This window comes from Pedobacter planticolens (assembly GCF_014172375.1).
Lineage (GTDB): Bacteria > Bacteroidota > Bacteroidia > Sphingobacteriales > Sphingobacteriaceae > Pedobacter > Pedobacter planticolens.
Map to the genome: position 1 here is coordinate 1,034,617 of NZ_WNXD01000002.1, position 20,263 is coordinate 1,054,879.

General features: G+C 34.0%; 16 protein-coding genes. 13 read left to right on the forward strand and 3 right to left on the reverse strand.

Translation table 11 applies throughout. The features are described 5' to 3' along the window. Positions 1–6 precede the first annotated feature (6 nt). From GM921_RS13280 to GM921_RS13310, 7 genes are all read left to right on the forward strand, one after another. Positions 7–687, forward strand: coding sequence for a hypothetical protein (locus tag GM921_RS13280; RefSeq protein WP_182923119.1), 681 nt, complete (start codon positions 7–9; stop codon positions 685–687). Positions 688–776: 89 nt separating this feature from the next. Further along, positions 777–2,549 (forward strand): tetratricopeptide repeat-containing sensor histidine kinase, encoded by a 1,773-nt coding sequence (locus GM921_RS13285; protein ID WP_182923120.1) that lies wholly within the window; start codon positions 777–779, stop codon positions 2,547–2,549. 99 nt (positions 2,550–2,648) lie between these two features. Further along, positions 2,649–4,901 carry an ATP-binding protein gene (locus GM921_RS13290; protein WP_262890415.1) on the forward strand — a complete coding sequence of 751 codons (2,253 nt, stop codon included), beginning with the start codon at positions 2,649–2,651 and terminating at the stop codon, positions 4,899–4,901. Positions 4,902–4,910: 9 nt separating this feature from the next. Further along, positions 4,911–5,546: a response regulator gene (locus tag GM921_RS13295; RefSeq protein ID WP_182923122.1), complete on the forward strand. Its 636-nt coding sequence runs from the start codon at positions 4,911–4,913 to the stop codon at positions 5,544–5,546. Between the two features lie 94 nt (positions 5,547–5,640). Further along, positions 5,641–6,108 carry a DUF6252 family protein gene (locus tag GM921_RS13300; RefSeq protein WP_182923123.1) on the forward strand — a complete coding sequence of 156 codons (468 nt, stop codon included), beginning with the start codon at positions 5,641–5,643 and terminating at the stop codon, positions 6,106–6,108. 43 nt (positions 6,109–6,151) lie between these two features. After that, positions 6,152–6,373, forward strand: coding sequence for a response regulator transcription factor (locus GM921_RS13305; RefSeq protein WP_202985661.1), 222 nt, complete (start codon positions 6,152–6,154; stop codon positions 6,371–6,373). A gap of 104 nt (positions 6,374–6,477) precedes the next feature. Further along, positions 6,478–8,703: a carboxy terminal-processing peptidase gene (locus GM921_RS13310; protein WP_182923125.1), complete on the forward strand. Its 2,226-nt coding sequence runs from the start codon at positions 6,478–6,480 to the stop codon at positions 8,701–8,703. A gap of 87 nt (positions 8,704–8,790) precedes the next feature. Here the strand turns inward: GM921_RS13310 and GM921_RS13315 are convergent, their stop codons facing one another. Further along, complete coding sequence (locus GM921_RS13315; RefSeq protein WP_182923126.1) at positions 8,791–9,714, reverse strand: SPFH domain-containing protein; 924 nt, start codon at positions 9,712–9,714, stop codon at positions 8,791–8,793. An 80-nt stretch (positions 9,715–9,794) separates the two neighbouring features. Between GM921_RS13315 and GM921_RS13320 the strand changes: the two genes are divergently transcribed. Beyond that, positions 9,795–11,828 carry a M13 family metallopeptidase gene (locus GM921_RS13320; protein ID WP_182923127.1) on the forward strand — a complete coding sequence of 678 codons (2,034 nt, stop codon included), beginning with the start codon at positions 9,795–9,797 and terminating at the stop codon, positions 11,826–11,828. A gap of 110 nt (positions 11,829–11,938) precedes the next feature. Continuing rightward, positions 11,939–12,124 (forward strand): hypothetical protein, encoded by a 186-nt coding sequence (locus GM921_RS13325; RefSeq protein WP_182923128.1) that lies wholly within the window; start codon positions 11,939–11,941, stop codon positions 12,122–12,124. Here the strand turns inward: GM921_RS13325 and GM921_RS13330 are convergent, their stop codons facing one another. Further along, entirely contained in the window at positions 12,125–13,222 is a 1,098-nt protein-coding gene (locus GM921_RS13330) for a CapA family protein (protein WP_182923129.1), read from the reverse strand. A gap of 66 nt (positions 13,223–13,288) precedes the next feature. Then, positions 13,289–13,843 carry a C40 family peptidase gene (locus GM921_RS13335; protein WP_182923130.1) on the reverse strand — a complete coding sequence of 185 codons (555 nt, stop codon included), beginning with the start codon at positions 13,841–13,843 and terminating at the stop codon, positions 13,289–13,291. A gap of 484 nt (positions 13,844–14,327) precedes the next feature. Between GM921_RS13335 and pdhA the strand changes: the two genes are divergently transcribed. The 4 genes from pdhA (at position 14,328) to GM921_RS13355 (ending at position 20,150) form a co-directional block, all read left to right on the forward strand. Then, positions 14,328–15,323: a pyruvate dehydrogenase (acetyl-transferring) E1 component subunit alpha gene (gene pdhA / locus GM921_RS13340; protein ID WP_182923131.1), complete on the forward strand. Its 996-nt coding sequence runs from the start codon at positions 14,328–14,330 to the stop codon at positions 15,321–15,323. A 28-nt stretch (positions 15,324–15,351) separates the two neighbouring features. Beyond that, positions 15,352–17,031 carry a pyruvate dehydrogenase complex dihydrolipoamide acetyltransferase gene (locus tag GM921_RS13345; RefSeq protein ID WP_182923132.1) on the forward strand — a complete coding sequence of 560 codons (1,680 nt, stop codon included), beginning with the start codon at positions 15,352–15,354 and terminating at the stop codon, positions 17,029–17,031. Between the two features lie 153 nt (positions 17,032–17,184). Next, complete coding sequence (locus GM921_RS13350; RefSeq protein WP_182923133.1) at positions 17,185–18,345, forward strand: DUF418 domain-containing protein; 1,161 nt, start codon at positions 17,185–17,187, stop codon at positions 18,343–18,345. Between the two features lie 26 nt (positions 18,346–18,371). Continuing rightward, complete coding sequence (locus GM921_RS13355) at positions 18,372–20,150, forward strand: DUF885 domain-containing protein (protein WP_182923134.1); 1,779 nt, start codon at positions 18,372–18,374, stop codon at positions 20,148–20,150. Positions 20,151–20,263 lie beyond the last annotated feature (113 nt).

Below are 20,263 nucleotides of genomic sequence, written 5' to 3' on the forward strand. Positions count from 1 at the left end.
TATCGGATGAATAAAATCTGTTTAACGCTTGTTTGCTTGTTTTTGGTTGCTATATCAAATGCACAAAATGTTAATTCAGGGCCTCAAGACGTTCCGCAGCCAGTATCCGCAATTAATATTTCGGTATTTAATGTGGACGAAACGAGTGCCGATGAATTTTTTGAAGATGCAGACCGTAATGAGCGCCGTGGTGATTTAAATGAAGCTTTAATCTTATTCGGCAAAGCCGCGTTTGAGTATAATAATGACAAGAAATTTAGTCGTTATGGTGCTTCCTTACTAAGAATGAGTAATGTGCATTTATTGCTTTTGCATTATGTTGAAGCAGAGCAAGTTGTGTTAAATGCGGCGCTAAAAACATATTCGCGTATTGGCAGTAAGTCTGGCCAAATGGCATCGTATAACCAACTCGGAAAAATTTATTTTGCAGCCAATAAACTTACCCAATCTTTATGGTTTTACACCCAACAGGGGATTTTAGCACAACAACTTAAAAACAATACATCTTACATTGATTCGGTATTAGGTATTGCTTTGGTTAAGATTAAGAAGAAAGAATATAATCTGGCAACTAAAGACGTGAACAGAGCAGAACTGCTTGCTAAAAATGCAAAAATCACTCAATTTGCACAGCAGATTAAAACAAGTAGATCTACTATCGCTGAGAAGCAAAACAGCAAAAAATAAGATTTTATATCAAAATCAGTAGAATAGGGTATTTGATTATTAGGTTAATAATCGAACTTTGTTTTGTGTTTCCAAAAAAACCATACCTATTGAAAAAGATTCTGACTTCTATTACAACAGTTTTAGGATTATTTGTCTTGTCATTGCCAGTAATTGCTCAACAAAACAAATTACTGGATTCTGCCAAAAACATCTTCAGAGCTCAACCAGAATTAGCTTCCTCACTTTTAGTGCAAGTAAAAACCAATGCAATAAAGGCAAACGACAATAACTCATTAATTGCTGCGGAACTTATTGAAGGAAATATTGCTTATTTTAAAGGAAAACATAACGAAGCATTAAAAATCTATTTACATGCTTTAGGAACTGCTGAAAAAAATAATCTTCATGAAGATATAGCAGCAATTTGTAATGAAATAGGCACGTTATTTAAGAAAAACAAAGACTTTAAAAAAGCATTAAACTATTATACTAGAGCTTTAAATGAGGCAATTAATATTAATGATAATGCTCAAATAGCAAATTCACATAATAATATTGGATTAGTTTATGAGGAAGATGGCGCATACCAAAATGCTTTAAAACAATATCAAAAATCATTACAATATTATCAAAAAGCCAAAGATAAACTAGGTGAATCTTATAGTTTAGAATACATTGGTTATGTATTTGGATTGATGAAAAATTATGATTTTGCACTAGAATATCTGCAAAAAAGTTTATCCCTTAGAAGGGAATTGAAAGATAATTATGGGATTGCAGTTTGCCTAATTGAGTTAACGGAAATAAATAGGGATAAGAAAGATTTTAATCAGGCAATAGTTTATGCTAAACAAGCTATTTCTTTTTGTAAAGAGATAAACTATCCAGATATGTTGCAACAAGGTTATTTATTGCTTTCAGAGATTTACGAGCAAAAAAAGGATTTCGCACAAGCTTATCAAGCACATAAAAACTACGCGACTATAAAAGATTCGATATTTAATGTTGCCAAAAGTAAGCAGATAAACGAATTACAAACACAATACGATACTGAGAAAAAAGAGCAGAAGATTAGCATTTTACATAAAGAAAATACTATTCAGAAACTGAAATTAACACAGCGTGATGGAATTATCATAACCATATCTTTAGCATTTCTATTGAGCTCAATTATTGGATATTTACTGTACAATCGCTATAAATTAAGGCAAAATTCTCGATTGCAAAATGAAGTTATCGCTCAACAAGATTTAGCGACAAAAGCAGTTTTGACAGCTGAAGAAAATGAACGAAAACGTATTGCTGGCGAGTTGCACGATGGACTTGGTCAAATGTTTTCTGCAGTAAAATTGAACTTATCAGCGTTAGCAGATCATTTTGAGTTTAAAGATGAACATGGAAAAAAAATGTATGGCAAAACACTAAATTTGGTTGATGAAAGCTGCAAAGAGGTTCGAGTAATCTCACATCAAATGGCGCCAAATGTTTTGTTAAAAGCTGGGTTAGCGAGCGCAATTCGAGATTTTATTGATAAAATAGATGTCAAAAAGTTAAAGGTTAATTTAAGCACTTTTGGTTTACAAGATCGATTAGATCAAAATATAGAAATTGTGTTATATCGAGTAATACAAGAGGCGGTTAATAATGTAATTAAACATGCAAAAGCTAATTCTTTAGATATTCAATTGACTAAAGATGAAGAAGGAATTAATGCCATGATCGAAGATAATGGGAAAGGTTTTGATATAACTCAACTCGAAAAATTTGAAGGCATTGGACTAAAAAACATCCGCACTCGCGTAATTTACTTGAATGGAACAGTAGATTTTTCTTCTAAACCTGGTCAAGGAACACTCATTGCTATTTTTATTCCTTTTTAAGTAATCATTTAAAACACAATTATTTAATCTGAAAAATACCAACTAGTGGGTATATAAACAACTGCTAATAAGCTTAAATTTGAGTGTTAAATCATCCCAATGAAATTTACGCTCAGCCTCATATTGTTTTACATTAGTGGAGTTTGTCTGGTCAATGCCCAAAATCAAAGGGGGGTGGATAGCTTGAAAAGAACGTTAAAAAAGTCCTCCATAACAGAACAAGCTAAAAACCTTAATAAGCTTTCATCGGCATACTTTAATACTAACTTGGATAGCGCTATCAAATACGCTAACAACTCCATTAGTTTTTCTTCTCAACATAAAATTTATAAGGAACTCGCTACTGGTTATAATTATTTAGGACAAATGATGTATTATAAAGGCAATTATGTAGCGTCCTTATCAAATTTTGAAAAGTTTAGAGCAATTGCTGTTCAAATAAAAGATAATGTACTTGCTACTCAAGCTAATAATAATATTGCCAATGTACTTATAGATCAAGGTAAAACCGATGATGCAATTCAAAAATATGAAGAGATTTTAGCAATTAGTAAAAAGAATAACGACAAGAAAGGCCAATCTTTAGGGTACGGGAATTTAGCTTTTGTATATAGATATATAGGAAATAATGCAAAAGCTATTAGCTATATTTTCGAACAAATAAAGATAGATGAAGAGATTAATAATAAAATGGGATTGGCACATTCTTATCAACAATTGGTATTGCTATACAATCAAAAAAACGATCTAGATAATACAAAGAAATATTTGGATTTATCTTTAGATAAGTACAAAGAATTAAATGACGGCAGGAATATAGCAGTAAGTTATGATTTGTATGCTACCTATTTTGTTAGTCTGAAAAATACATCAAAGGCTATTGAATATGAAAAAATGGCCATAAATCTGGCCGATAAATATAGTGACAAACGCTCTTTAGCAATCTTTCAATCAAAATTGGCTAACTTTTATTTTGAAGAAGGGTTATATGAACAGGCAGCAAAAGATTTTATTCAGGCAATAAATCTGCATGAAGCAATAACTCTGCAAAAAACTCTAGCAGCTGCTTATATAGGGTATGGAAAGACGTTGCTAAAATTGAATAAGATTGATCAAGCTAAGATTAACTTAGATAAAGGTTTAGCGCTTGCAATCAATCAAAAATCAGCTATTGATAAAAGAAGTGGCTATGAAGCTATGACTGAATATTTCATCAGAATTAATGAACCAGATAAGGCCATTAAAAGTCAGAAACAATTTATTGCAATAAAAGATAGCTTATTAAATGAAAATAATAACAAACAGATAAATGAATTAAATACCATTTATCAAACTCAAAAGAAAGAACAGCAGATTTTATTATTGGATAAACAAAACTTGATTCAAGTTTTGAAGCTAAATGAAAATAAGCTGGTCATAGAAAATAAAAACCTTGAACTGGATAAGAATAATTTCCGTATCGAATCTCAAAATTTATCATTGCAAAAGAATCAAGCGCTTTTAACTCAAAAACAAGTAGAAACTAAAGCAAAAACCCAGAAAATAAGGTTGCTTGCTATACAAAATGATGTTCAAAAACTAGAAATCCTAAAAAGAAATATATTGCTAGGCGTTATTGCTGGGGCTTTACTCATCACTATACTATTAAGTTATCTGTTTTATAACCGCTATAAACTTAGGCAGGAAACGCGTTTGCAAAAAACAGTTTTAACACAACAGGATTTAGCCACTAAATCTGTTTTAAATGCAGAAGAAAATGAACGGAAAAGAATTTCTGGCGAATTACATGATGGCTTAGGGCAAATGTTTTCGGCTGTTAAAATGAACTTATCGGCATTAACAGATGATTTAACGTTTAAAAATACTGAAGGTAAAAAAATGTTCGAAAAAACGCTGGACTTGGTAGATGAAAGCTGCAAAGAAGTAAGATCAATTTCGCATCAAATGGCGCCAAATGTATTGTTAAAATCTGGTTTGGCAACTGCTGTAAGGGACTTCATTAATAAAATCGATGCTCGTAAATTGAAAATTAATTTAGAAACATTCGGATTACAACAACGGTTAGACCAAAATGTAGAAACTGTTTTGTACAGAGTGATACAAGAAACGGTTAATAATGTGATCAAGCATTCTGGTGCAAATAGTTTAGATATTCAACTCACAAAAGATGAAGAAGGAATTAACGCTATGATTGAAGACAATGGGAAAGGGTTTGATACGACATCGTTAGAAAAATTTGAAGGTATAGGTTTGAAGAATATCCGAAGTAGGGTCGAATACTTAAAAGGCACAGTAGATTTTTCTTCCACACTAGGCTCTGGAACCCTTGTGGCTATTCATATTCCTTTGTAAATTAGTAAGATGGAAAATACGCTCTCAACAAATTTATTCATCGTAGACGATCACCAATTGGTGGTAGATGGTTTACGTTCTTTGCTTAATAACGAAGAAAAATACACTATTGTCGGCTGTAGTAATCAGCCAAAAGAAGTGATGGCAATGCTTGATGAATTGACCGTCAATATTCTTCTTACCGACATCAATATGCCAGAAATGTCTGGAGTTGAATTGACGCGGAACGTAAAGAAAAAGTATCCACACATAAAGGTTTTAGCATTATCCATGTTTGGCGAGCGACAAGTCATCAAAGAAATGGTTGATGCAGGCATATCAGGATACATCCTTAAAAATACAGGGAAACAAGAATTATTAGAGGCGCTGGACAAATTAGCCAAAGGGCAAACTTTTTATGGCGAAGAAGTAACGCGTGAGCTCATGAAATCTTTTAGAAACAACGACGAGGAATCTCATTTAACGAATAGGGAAGTAGAAATTATCCGATTGATAGAATGCGAACACAGCAATAAAAAAATCGCAGATATGTTGTTTATCAGTGAACGTACAGTAGAAACTCATCGTAAAAATATTTTCAGAAAAACGTGTACACAAAGCATTGTAGGGCTATTAAAGTACGCATACGATCATAAAATAATTTAATATATACCTGCTGTTGGGTAGATGAATATACCCGTGCTAAGGTATTGTAGGGAGTGGTACTTTTTTCAACTTTTGTTTAATAAAATTAATCAAAATGAAAAAAATCACATTTATCCTACTAGCATTCGCTATGCTAAGTACAGTATTTGTTTCTTGCAAAAAAGACGAAGAAACAGTTAAAGCGGCAGGTTCTGCAAGCGCATCATTAACAGTTGGAAGTGCAGCCGCTGTAACATGGACAGCAACTGCGGCAACAGCAGTAAAATCTGGAACGAGTTATACGATTACTGCTTTAGGTGCAGGTAGTTCTAGCTTAGTTATTAAAGTAGACAATGTTACGGCTGCGGGCACATATAATTTAACAACAGCTACCAGAACAGCAACATTTACAACAGGAGGCAAAACCTATGCAACTACAAATGGCGGCGGTGGCAATATTATTATCACTTCATTAGCAAGTGATAAAATTGAAGGAACTTTCTTAGCAGAAATGTTTGATGGCACAACCTCTGCGGCTGTTTACTGTAGTTTAGGAAGCGGAAAATTTTCTGCCTCTTTTTAAGTTAAGGGAATGAATTAACAATTTAAAACCAAACGCTATGAATATGAAAACAAGTACTAAAGTAATTGATGTTTTAAGCAGGCGTGAGGTAGAAATTATTAAACTCATAACCCAAGAATACAGTAATGAAGACATTGCAACTTATTTGGCTATAAGTAAGCGAACCGTAGAAACACATCGTAAAAATATCTTCAAAAAAACAAAAGTAAAAAGCGTGGTAGGTTTGGTGATGTTGGCCATTAAAAGCAAGCTAATTTCAGCATAGAATTAATTAACTTTACAAAGTTTACAAAAAAGATACAGTTTAAACCTGTATCTTTTTTGTTTATTTGAGAAATTGGTATCATATTGGATGATGATTTTATAAGAATGAATTTTAAATTAGTTAAAGAGATGTTGAGAAGAGTATTGATGATTACGTTTACAGCCGCAGCGTTGGCGTGTAGCGCTTCGCCTAAACCTCAAAAAATGGTGGATGGTGTGCAAAATATTAAACCAGACGATCAACAAAGTTTGGTGCTTAGGCAAGTAGTTTCGCTAATTGAGGGGTATAATTATAAACAGATAAAACTGAATGACTCTATTTCTTCTATCATTTTAGATAGATATATAAAAGCATTAGATCCATCTAAATATTATTTTTTAGCAAGTGATATTGCTGAGTTCGAAAAAAGCAGAACCACTTTAGATGATGATTTTAAAATTGGAGATCTAAGTGTGCCATTTTATATTTTTAATGTGTATTTGAAAAGATATAATGAACGCATTGATTATTCTGTTTCTCAGATAAAAAGCAAGTACGATTTCAATCAAAATGACACCTATGTGTATGATAGAGAGAAAATGCCTTGGGTTAGCAACACAACTGCGTTGGATGATCTTTGGAAGAAGAGAGTAAAATATGAGTTGGTAAATCTTAAAATTGCAGGAACTGATCAGGCAAAAAATGTAGAGACTTTAACTAAACGTTACCAAAGTTTAAAATCTCAAGCTGCTAAATTCAATAATCAAGATGTATTTCAAATTTTGATGGATGCTTTTACAGAAGCTATTGATCCACATACAAATTATTTCAATCCAAGAAATGCTGAGGTTTTCAATCAAGAAATGGCCCGCTCAATGGAAGGAATTGGAGCAACCTTACAATTGGAAAATGAGATTACTAAAATTGTAACCATTGTACCAGGTAGTCCGGCTTTTAAAAGCAAACAATTAAATGCTGGTGATAGAATTATCGCGGTAGCACAAGGAGTAAATGGAGAGTTTGAGGATGTTGTTGGTTGGAGAATAGATAATACGGTTTCTAAAATCAAAGGCCCTAAAGGAACTACGGTGAAATTAAAAGTAATTCCTGTAGGACAAGAACTTTCTTCTAAACCGGTTATCGTAACCTTAGTTAGAGATAAAATTATTCTGGCTGATCAATCTGCAAAGAAATCTGTTAAAACTATTCAATCAGATGGGAAACCATATAAAATAGGAATTATTGAAGTGCCAGCCTTTTATGCAGATTTTAAAGCAGCTAATGCAGGTGATAAAAATTATAAAAGCACCACTCGTGATGTGCGTTTATTAATTGATACGTTGAAAAATCTTGATAAAGTTGATGCTATTGTAATGGACTTACGTGCAAATGGTGGTGGTTCTTTAAACGAGGCAATTGATTTAACAGGTTTATTTATTGATAAAGGTCCAGTGGTACAAACTAGAGAATTTAACAATAGCATAAAAGTTAATGATGATAAAAATGCTGGTGCTGCATGGACTGGTCCATTTGGTGTAATGGTAGATAGATTGAGCGCATCTGCTTCGGAAATTTTTGCAGGAGCGATACAAGATTATGGTCGTGGTATTGTGATGGGAACTCAAACTTATGGTAAAGGAACTGTTCAGCGTACCATCGATCTTAATGAAATGATTGATCCAACTATTTTACAAAAAATGGCTAACGTTTTAGCGGCTACAAAATCAAAAGTTGTTGATCAAAAAATTCAAAATCCTGGTTCAACAAGCGTAACTATTGTAGATAAAGATGGTATTCCTCAACTTGGGCAGCTAAATTTAACGATGGGCAAGTTTTACCGTATAAATGGGAATAGTACACAACATAAAGGCGTTATTCCTGATGTTACTTTCCCTTCAATTTATCCGTTAGACAAAATTGGAGAAGATACTGAACCATCGGCTTTGCCTTTTGATATGATTAAACCATCTAATTATGTAGCAGTTTCAGATTTAGCTGGCATTAAAGCGAATTTGATAAAATTGCATGATGAAAGAATGACAAGTTCTTTAGATTATAAAGCATTAGTAGATGATATTGCAGAATCTAAAAAACGTGATGGCGAAACTTCAATTACATTAAACGAGGCTAAATTGAAAGCAGAGCGAGATCAGTTAGAGGCGAAAGGATTAGCTCGCTTAAATCAAATAAGAGCTGCAAGAGGTTTAGCTCCAGTTAAAAAAGGAGATAAAGCCACCAAAACAGATTCTTATGATTTTGTAGAAGATGAAAGCTTAAAAATTATGGTCGATTTGATGAAAATGACCGATGGAGCAAAAACAGCTGGTGTAATACAAAGTTTTAATAAATAAGCACTAAACGCAATAAAATATAGCTTTTAGCACACAAAAAAAGTCCAGGCAATAAACCTGGACTTTTTTTATTTATATAGAAATCAATTATTTTTTGGTTTTTTCCATTTGCATAGACATCATTTCTTTCATCGTTTTGTTCATGCCTTCGGTACTTCCATCTAAGAAGATCACATTGCCATCGCTGTTTTCTGCAAAATGTTTAATAGATTCTGTCCACATGGTGAATAAAATTACCGAGATATCTAAATTAGCTTCTTCCATTTCTTGAGCAGCCTTAGTCATACCATGCGCAACTTCTGCTCTAAATAATGCAATACCTTGTCCACGCAATTGAGCAGCTTCACGCTCTGCTGCGGCTGCAATTTTAATCGCATTACCATCAGCTTCTGCGCCTTTAGTTTTGGTAATTAATAAAGCTTGTCCTTCATTTTCAGCGGCAGCTTTTAAGTTATTTGATGCCACTACACGGCTCATTGAGCGCATAATTTCTTCATCAAAAGTAATATCATTCAATTGAAGATCTTGTAAATGATAACCCCAACTTTCTAAAACTTGGTCAATCTGATGTTTTACATGATCTACAATTTCATTTCTCTGTGCTAATACATTAGCTTGTTTTTGTGTGGCAACATAAGCCCTAATCGAACCCTCTATAGTTCTTATTAAGGCTTGCATTAAATTGTTAGCATCAACAAACTTAAATGCAACATTTTTAATCGTTTCTTCATCGTGGTTTAAAACAGAATAAAGTAACATCGCCTTAAAATAAACATTTGCCTGATCTTGCGTAACTGCCTGAAAAGAAAGCTCAACTGAGCGATTTTGAATAGAAATTTTAGAATGTATTTGCTCTATCAATGGAATTTTTAAACTCAGACCTGGTCTTAGTTGTCGGCGGTATTTGCCGAATACAGTAATTACTGCAATTGTGCCTTGTTTAACAGTTACAAACGAACTAAAAAGGACTACTAGCCCGAAAAAGAGTAAAACGTATGGAATGTAATTCATGGTATTATTTGGTTTAAATTAAGCTCAATATTACTGATTTTCTATGTAGATTTATTTAAATATTTTTTAATCAATTGTTTATGAAACTGAAATTAGGTTTACCAATAATTGGCGTAGCTTTACTAATGGCTTGCCAAAACAAAAGCACAGAGACCGATGTGCGTACTGTATTTTTGGATAAAGCGGGAATGGATACTACCGTTAATCCGGGGGATAATTTTTATGAATATGCTAATGGAAAATGGATGAAAAATACCATTATTCCTGACGATCAAAGTGGCTGGGGCAGTTTTTATACGTTGTATGAAGACAATTTAAAGAAACTAAAAGGAATTGTAGAAGATGCAGAAAAGAGCAATTCGGCTAAAGGAAGTATACAGCAAAAAGTAGGTGATTATTATGCCAGCGGAATAGATACTGCAACTATCGAAAAACTTGGAACTGAACCTTTAAAGCCTGTTTTAGCAAAAATTGATGCCTTGAGTAATTTGCCAGAATTGACAACTTTATTGGCACAATTAGCCAAAACAGACGAGGCTGGCTTATTGGGTTTAACTGTTGGGGCAGATGAGAAAAACAGCGTAAAAAATATCGCATCATTTTATCAATCTGGATTATCGTTACCAGAAAAAGATTATTATTTTAAAACTGATAGTGCCTCTAAGGCAGCTAGAGCAGGATTGATAAAGTATGCTACCAAGCTATTTACTTTATCTGGACTAGATACTGCAACGGCAGCTAAAAACGCTGCTACTATTTTAAAACTTGAAACAGAAATTGCTAAATCACATTTAAGCCCTGAAGCGCTTAGGGATCCTCAAAAGAATTATAATAAAATGAGTGTGGGTGATTTTGATAAATTGGCACCACAGGTAAATTTATCGGGAATATTTGCAACTATGAAAGTTAAAACTGATAGTGTGAATGTAGGACAACCCGCATATTTTAAAGCATTAAGCACATTATTGGCAAGCGAACTTTTAGATACATGGAAAACTAAACTCAAGTTTGATTATATCGCCAGAAACGCCAGCCTTTTAAGCAAATCTTTTGTAAATGCAAAATTCGAATATACCAAGATGTTTAATGGACAGAAAAAACAACCAGAAAGATGGAAAGCAATGGTTAATGGAATTGATGCTAATTTAGGCGATTTGTTAGGTCAATTATATGTAGAGAAATATTTCACTCCAGAAGCTAAACAACGCATGGATGAATTGGTAAATAACTTACAAAAAGTATTTGCTACACGTATTGATAAATTGGATTGGATGAGCGCTGAAACAAAAGCAAAAGCAACTGAAAAACTGAATATCTTTTTAAAGAAAATTGGCTATACCACAAAGTGGAAAAACTTTGATGATGTAACGATTAACAAAGGTGATTACTTGGGTAATGCTCGTGCTGCGAGAACGCATGGTTATAATGAAATGATTAGTAAAATTGGAAAACCAGTTGATAAAACAGAATGGGGAATGACGCCTCCAACTGTAAATGCTTACTATAATCCCACGTTTAATGAAATCGTTTTCCCTGCCGGAATTTTGCAGTTTCCATTTTTTGATGCGAATGCAGATGATGCCATTAATTACGGAGCTATTGGTGCAGTAATTGGCCATGAAATGACTCATGGATTTGATGATCAAGGTCGCCAATATGATGCTGTTGGTAATATGAAAGACTGGTGGACAAAAGCTGATGCGGATAAGTTTAAAGCAAAAACTGATAAAGTTGTAACACTTTATAATGGGTTTACACTATTAGATAACCAACATGTAAATGGTAATTTAACATTGGGAGAAAACCTTGCAGACATTGGTGGTTTAGCTATTGCTTATGATGCATTTAAGTTAACGGAACAGGGTAAAGAAGCCACAAAGAAAATTGATGGTTTTACTCCTAATCAACGTTTCTTTTTAAGCTTTGCGCAAGTTTGGAGAATTAAAGATAGAGATGAAAATATGCGTGTGCGTATTAAAACAGATCCACATTCACCAGAAACATTTAGAGTAAATGGTCCAGTTTATAGCATGGAAGCATTTTATAAAGCATTTAACATTCCTAAAACTGCCAAAATGTATATCGCTCCAGAAAATAGACTTGGGGTTTGGTAAACTAATTATATAACACATTAATTTTTAAAGCAGTATCATTAATTTGGTGCTGCTTTTTTTATGAAACAAAAATCATTCTATGCTGTTATACGAGGATAAAATCTAAACTTATGAACGTAAAACGTACTTTCGGAACTATCCTAACTATTTTAGGCATTATTGGATTAATTTATGCTGGTTGGGGATTTGTGCAACATAGCACTGGTAGCCGCGAATTAATTGTGGTGGGGATTATTGGCATTATTTTCTTCGTATCTGGTATTGGTTTGGTAAGAAATACAAAGGACGAGGCTTAATTATTTTAAACTTATTCTGTTGCCTTCAAATTTTAATTGATTTTCAGGAAAATCTTGAGCGGTTAAAAGTTGCATCTTTTTAAATGCAGTAAAGTTTTTATCAAGTGTAAGTCGGCTAATTTTATCCTGTTTTACTGAAACAATATCGGCGAACAGAAAATCACCTGTTGAATTTATTTTTAGCTGTAATAATGGAGCAAAACCGTTTGAACCTTTTAAGCTAAACATGCCATAGGTGCAAAAATTACCTAAACTATAAGCGATGAATTTGTTTTTGTACACTTCAACTGCTCTAGTAACGTGCGGCCCATGACCTAAAACTACATCAGCGCCAGCATCAATTACGCCATGTGCAAATGCATAAACATTTCCACGGTTTTCTTTAAAAAAGATTTCTGTTTTGCGAGTTACATGTTCAAAATTTGCGCCTTCTCCACCGCCATGAAAAGATATAATTACAATATCTGCTTGCTTTTTAAGTGCGGCGATTAACATTTTTGCGCTGTCAATATTTTTAATGGATACCGTATTTTCATTAGGGGCAAAAGCACAAAATGCATATTTAACACTATCTAACTCAAAAATCTCAAAAGGCTTATTTAGTTGACCAGCATAATGTATTTGCAAAGAGTCTAAAATTCTAGCTGTATTTTTTCGACCTTTTGCATTAAAATCACCAACATGATTATTCGCGATGCTTAAGACATTAAATCCTGCTTTTTTATAAATTTCCGCATAGCGATCTGGCATTCTAAACGCGTAACAGTTATTTGGATTGATGCCTTTGCATTTATCAGAATTACCAGAATTTAGAAAACAACCTTCCAAATTCCCAAAAACAATATCTCCTTTTAAAAATGAATCAACTGCTTTGAAACTATTTATTGCATCATCAGGTGGTAAATTAAGTTTATTAGGAAAAGCAGAACCCAACATCATATCACCTACTGCAGTAATGCTAATGGTATCCTTTGTTTTTCGAACTTTTACGCTATCAACTTTGTTTTCTTGTGCGGCTGCGGTAGTTTCACTTTGGCAACTCATTGAAAAATAAGTAACAATAACGGCCAAAAAGGCAACACTAAAAAGTTTATTCATGGTTTTGTTCATAAAAAAATCCCTCTCGGTTTATCGGGAGGGATTAAATATTTTGTGTTAATTCAATTATTCTTCTACAAAATCTTTCTTCGTTGCTTCTAGAATTCTTCCGCCCTTATAAAAAATACGAGAATAATACGGTTCGTTTAAATTGCTAATTACAACACCTCTAGAAGATGAAGCATGCGCAAAGCGATTATCGCCTAAATAAACACCAATGTGAGAAATAGTACGACCGTTACTTCTAAAGAAAACTAAATCACCTTCTTTCAATTCATCTTTAGATAATGGGTTTACTGTACTAAAAATATCACGTGAATTACGTAATATGGTTGTATTGAAAACTTTATCGTAAATAGTTTTGGTAAAAGCAGAACAATCAATTCCCTTTTTTGTATTACCACCAAAACGGTAAGGAGTACCAATCCACTCGTAAATAAATTTATATAGCTTTAAGTTAGAGGTTGCATCTACGGCCACACCCATTACCTGCGAAAAATATTGCGAGGCTAAATTATCTGGGTCTTCTAATTTGTTGGTTTCTTTTGTCTTGTTTTGAGCAAATACAGTAGATAAACTGCAAATGACAATAAGGGTAGAAAACAAAAACTTTTTAATCATGTTATACTGTTAAGTTTGGGTAAATGACACTTACACTTAAACGTACACCACTAGGGCTTATTGTTAGGGGAGCAAAAGTAGATTATTTACAAATGTTATCCAAATGTATTTCAGTTAAAACTAAAAGTTATTAACATTTTACTCGGTTTTAAGTCGAAAATGAGTATTGGAGCAATCTATTTCAAAGAATTTAAATTTAAAAACTGTTAATAATTTATCAAATAAAAGATGAATTCGAAACAGAATAATATTTTTCTATTATTTTTAAGTAATTCTAAAATCTATTGCGATTGGATGAAAGGATAAAATATAAATTATACATATCCTTATATTGCAGTAAAATAAATAGCCGATAAATTTTGATAACAGGGTTAAAATCTAGTGGTTTGCATCCTACACAAGGATAATTTTACACTAATTCTTATCAAAAATTGCATAAAAAAAATTAGATTTGCTCTCACAAACAAAAAATCAATACCTCAACATGAGTGCAGTAGAAATAAATAAGGATACCTATTTGAAGTGGTTTGAGTCGATGTTGCTAATGCGCAAATTCGAAGAAAAAACGGGACAACTATACGGACAGCAGAAAATTCGTGGTTTTTGTCACTTATATATTGGCCAAGAAGCGGTGGTTGCTGGTGCAATTTCTGCAATGGGACCAGATGATTCTATGATTACAGCTTATCGCGATCATGCGCATGCATTAGCTTTAGGTGTGAGCGCAAATAGTATCATGGCTGAGATGTATGGTAAAATTACAGGCTGTTCTAAAGGTAAAGGTGGTTCAATGCACATTTTCAGTAAAGAACATAACTTTTACGGCGGTCACGGAATTGTTGGTGGTCAAATCCCGTTAGGTGCAGGTATCGCATTCGCGGAAAAATATAAAGGAACTAAAAATGTTAATGTTTGCTACATGGGAGACGGAGCAGTTCGTCAAGGTGCTTTAAACGAAGCATTTAACATGGCGATGTTATGGAAATTACCAGTAATTTTTGTTTGCGAAAACAATGGTTATGCAATGGGAACTTCTGTAGAGCGTACCACAAACATGACAGATATTTATAAAATTGGTTTAGGTTTTGATATGCCATGTGCTCCTGTAGATGGTATGGATCCAGTTGCGGTTCATAATGCAATGGACGAAGCAATTCAACGTGCTCGTAATGGCGAAGGACCAACTTTCTTAGAAATGAGAACGTATCGTTATAGAGGTCATTCAATGTCAGACCCAGCAAAATATCGTACTAAAGATGAGTTGGAAGAATACAAAGCAAAAGATCCAATTGAGCAAGTGAAAGAAGTTATTTTGAAAGAGAAATATGCTGATGATGCTTGGATTACTTCAATTGAAGAAAAAGTAAAAGAGATTGTGGATGAATCAGTGAAATTTGCTGAAGAATCGCCATGGCCAGATGCATCTGAATTGTACAAAGATGTGTACATGCAAGCTGACTATCCTTATCAAGAAAATTAATAAAACGCATTTCAATAGATATATATAAATGGCTGATATAGTAAAAATGCCCAAAATGAGCGATACCATGACCGAAGGGGTAATGGCAAAGTGGCATAAAAAAGTGGGCGATAAAGTTAAAAGCGGTGATGTTTTAGCCGAGGTGGAGACTGATAAAGCTACGATGGATTTAGAATCTTACTGGGATGGAACGTTATTATTTGTTGGCGTTGAAGAAGGTAAAGCTGTTCCTGTTGATGCTGTAATTGCCGTAATTGGTAAAGAAGGCGAAGATTATAAAGCTGCGCTTGAAGCTGAAGTTAGTGCTGCAAAAGCAGATGCTCCTAAAACTGAAGAAGCTCCAAAAGAAGAAACTAAAGCAGAAGCACCAGCTCAAGGCGGTTTAAGCGAAGAAGAATTAGCTAAAAAAGGTGTAACGGTAATTCGTATGCCTTTATTAAGTGATACTATGACTGAAGGTGTTATCGCTGAATGGCATAAAAAAGTTGGTGATAAAGTAAAAGGGGATGACATTTTAGCTGATGTAGAAACCGATAAAGCGACCATGGAAATTATGGGTTATGCTGATGGTACTTTATTACATATTGGCGTAAACAAAGGCGAAGCTGCTAAAGTAAATGGCATTATCGCAATTGTTGGTCCAGAAGGAACAGATATTTCATCAATATTAGCACAAGGTGATGCTCCTGCAAAACCAACTGTAGATAAAAGTGCTGATGCACCGGTAAAAGAACAAGTTCAAGCGTCTCCCTCAATTGAAACGCCAACGGCTTCATCATGTGGCCCCACTACTACAAATAATTCAAATGGTGGTCGTATCATTGCATCGCCATTGGCTAAGAAAATAGCAAAAGATAAAGGAATTGATTTAGCACAAGTTGCTGGTAGTGCAGAAGGTGGTCGTATTATTAAAAAAGATATCGAGAACTTTAAACCTTCGGCTGCGCCTCAAGCTGATAGTCAGAAGTCCGAAAGTCCGAAAGATAAAGCTGTTGTGGCTCCAGTAATTCCAACTTATGTTGGTGAGGTTAAATTTACAGAAGCGCCAGTTTCGCAAATGCGTAAAATAATTGCAAAGCGTTTAGCCGAAAGTTTATTTACAGCTCCGCATTTCTATTTAACTGTTAGTATTGATATGGACGGCGCAATTGCTGCTCGTACCGCAATTAATACAGTTGCTCCAGTAAAAGTTTCGTTTAACGATATCGTAATTAAAGCGGTTGCTATCGCCTTGAAAAAACACCCAGCTGTTAATTCATCGTGGGGTGGTGATAAAATCCGTTTCAATGAGCATACAAACATTGGTGTTGCTATGGCGGTTGAAGATGGTTTATTAGTTCCTGTTGTTCGTTTTGCAGATGGTAAATCTTTATCTCACATTTCGGCAGAAGTAAAAGACTTTGGTCAAAAAGCAAAAGCTAAAAAACTACAACCATCAGATTGGGAAGGTTCAACTTTCACGGTTTCTAACTTAGGTATGTTTGGTATTGATGAATTTACATCTATTATCAATTCGCCAGATGGTGCAATTTTATCAGTTGGTGCAATTCAAGCAATTCCAGTAGTTAAAAATGGCGCTGTTGTTCCTGGGAATGTAATGAAATTAACTTTAGGTTGTGATCACCGCGTGGTAGATGGAGCAACTGGAGCGCAATTCTTACAAACTTTAAAAGGATTATTAGAAGAGCCAATCAGATTATTAGCATAAAAAATTCCCCTCTCGAGGGGTGCCTAAAAGGCGGGGTGGTTTTTTACCATTCATAAATAAATTCAAAAAGCTACCTCAAAAGGGTAGCTTTTTTTGTTTCAGTGTTAACTAAAAATAACATTATCTTAGTTAAACTATTTTATTTCAGCGCATATGGATAATGCACTTAATCAGCCAATTCAATTAAACCAACGTACTGTAATTGTCGATGTACTTAGAGGCTGGGCACTTTTTGGTGTTGTACTTATGAATTATTTCGATTTCTTTACCCTTGATAAAGATTGGACAAACTTTAAACCAGACATCTTTACTAATATCCTTTTTTATATCACCAGTATTATTTTTGCTGCTAAATCATGGACATTATTGAGCTTGCTTTTTGGTTATGGATTCGCTGTTCTCATGAATAATATTAAAGAGAAAGGCCATAATCCGTATGGTTTTTTCGCGGGGCGGATGTTTTGGTTAATGGTATTAGCGTTGGTTAATAGCGCCTTATTTTTTGGCGATATCTTAAAAGATTATGCTTTTTTAGGTCTGTTGTTGTTGTGTTTTTATCGTGCTTCGGCTAAAACAGCTTTCATAACTAGTTTAATTTTATTGCTCTCTATTCCAGCACTTAACAGTTATATCTCTTCTTTAAATAATACGGGTTGGAAAGAAATTCCCAAATTATTTCCACTGTATAAAAGTCATAATCCGCTTGATGTTTTAGGCTTTGGCTTACAAGCTACTTATTTGGTGCAAATAATTAGTAAGCCTTATCTATACACCGTTCACGTAGTCATGTTCTGTTGTTTCTTGTGGGGATTTTCTCTTTATAAAATCAACTTTTTTAATCAGCTGGAAACTAAAAAAAGCTGGCTTAAAACTGCATTTTGGAGTAGTTTGATTACTGCAATTCTGTTAACAGGATTTGCAATATTAGATGGAAAACTGAAATGGAATGTTTCGCGGTATTACAACATCAGATATTGGATAATTTTAAGCTCTATGCTTTTTATTGCGACTTCAATCTGCTGGCTTTATATATCAGGAAAACTTAAAAATGCTTTCGCCAGCATGGCTATTATGGGTAAAATGACGTTGACAAATTACATGACTCAAAACTTAATTGGCTTGCTTGTTTTTTCTGGTTTTGGCTTAGGTATTTGGAATACGAAACCACTTTGGTTCTATCTAATATTGGCGATAGTAGTTTATATTATACAAATTTACATTAGCAAATGGTGGTTATCGAAATATAATTACGGCCCAGTAGAATGGATTTGGAGACAATTAAGCTATCGTAAACGTTTGCAACTTAAAAAGTAAAAATCAACCAAATAAACTAAGATATAATGAAAAGAATAATTTTAATCGCACTAGCAATAGGTATAATTAGTGCCTGTAAACAAACCAATAAATCTGAAACTACTGGAGCAAATAAAAATTTTGCAGCCTTAACGGATCAATATTATGAGGAAGGCTTGAAATTGAGTCCTATTAATGCCACTTTTATTGGTGATGAAAGATATAATGATCTTCTGCCAAATGATGGTTCAGAAGCATATGTAGAAGAAACTAAAGCATTTAATCAACGATTTTTAGATAGTTTAGGTAATTACGATCGAAATAACCTAAATGATAACGATAAACTTTCTTATGATTATTTAAAAGATCAGCTAGAAATGAATATAGAAGGATTTAAGTACCACTCCGAATATTTGCCATTTAATCAAATGTTTGCCCTGCCGTTAACAATTGGTCAATTGGGTTCGGGTACAGGTGCGCAACCTTTTAAAACCGTAAAAAATTACCAAGATTGGTTAAAACGTGTTACCGCATTTTCTGTTTGGGCCGATACAGCGATCGGAAACTTTAAAAAAGGTATGCAAAGCGGAATTGTCCTTCCAAAATCATTAGTGGTAAAAATGATTCCACAAATGCAAAGTATGGTAGTTAGTAAGCCAGAGGAAAGTTTGTTTTACGGGCCAATTAATCTTTTGCCAAAGGATTTCTCTGCTGAAGATAAAAAGAAGTTAACAGATGAATATCGTACTGCGATAACAACTGTAATTATTCCGACCTATAAAAAGTTAGGGGACTTTTTACAAAATGAATATCTGCCAAAAGCAAGAACAACTTCAGGTTGGTCTGCTATGCCAAGCGGCGAAGAATGGTATGCCTATTTGGTTAGACAACAAACTACTACCAAAAAAACTCCAGAAGAAGTTTATCAGACTGGATTAAAAGAAGTGGCCAGAATTAAGTCGCAAATGGATAGTATTAAAAACTTGGTTGGTTTTAAAGGCGATTTAAAAGCATTTTTCGAATACATGAAAACGGATAAAAAATTCATGCCATATAAAACACCAAAAGAAGTTTTAGCAGCTTTCGAAAATATACATCAACGTATGATACCGAATTTAAAAAAGATGTTTGCTAATGCGCCAAAAACACCGTTCGAAATTAGACAAACTGAGGCTTTTAGAGCAGCGTCTGCCAGTGCAGAATACAATCAAGGTTCAGCAGATGGTAAACGCCCGGGTATATTTTATGTTCCAATATTAGATGCTACAAAATTCAATACTACATCAGGCATGGAATCTTTGTTTTTACACGAAGCCATTCCAGGTCATCATTATCAAATTTCTTTAACTCAAGAAAATACATCATTACCTAAATTCCGTCGTTTTGGCGGACATAATGCATATGTTGAAGGTTGGGCATTGTATTGCGAATCTCTTGGAAAAGAGTTAGGCTTATATCAAGATCCTTATCAACACATGGGTGCTTTAGGCGATGAAATGCACAGAGCAATTCGTTTGGTAGTAGACGTGGCTATTCACACTAAAAACATGAGTAGAGAAGAAGCCATTAAATATATGATGGATAATGAAGCGATTAGTGAAGAGGGCGCAACTGCAGAAATAGAGCGTTATATGGGCATACCAGCGCAAGCATTAGGCTATAAAACTGGTGCAATGAAAATTAGAGAATTAAGAACCAAGTATGAAAAGGAATTAGGTGCTAAATTTAAAATATCAGATTTCCATACTGAAGTTTTAAAAGATGGTTCTTTACCGTTAAGCGTTTTCGAAACTAAAATGGATGCTTGGGCAGATAAGATGAAATAGTGAAGCTTGTTATCCAGAGCGAAGCGAAGGATCTCTATGCGATATTTAGATTCTTCGCTTCGCTCTGAATGACAAATGTGATGTGGTTATTTTAAAACTTCTTTTTGTACTTT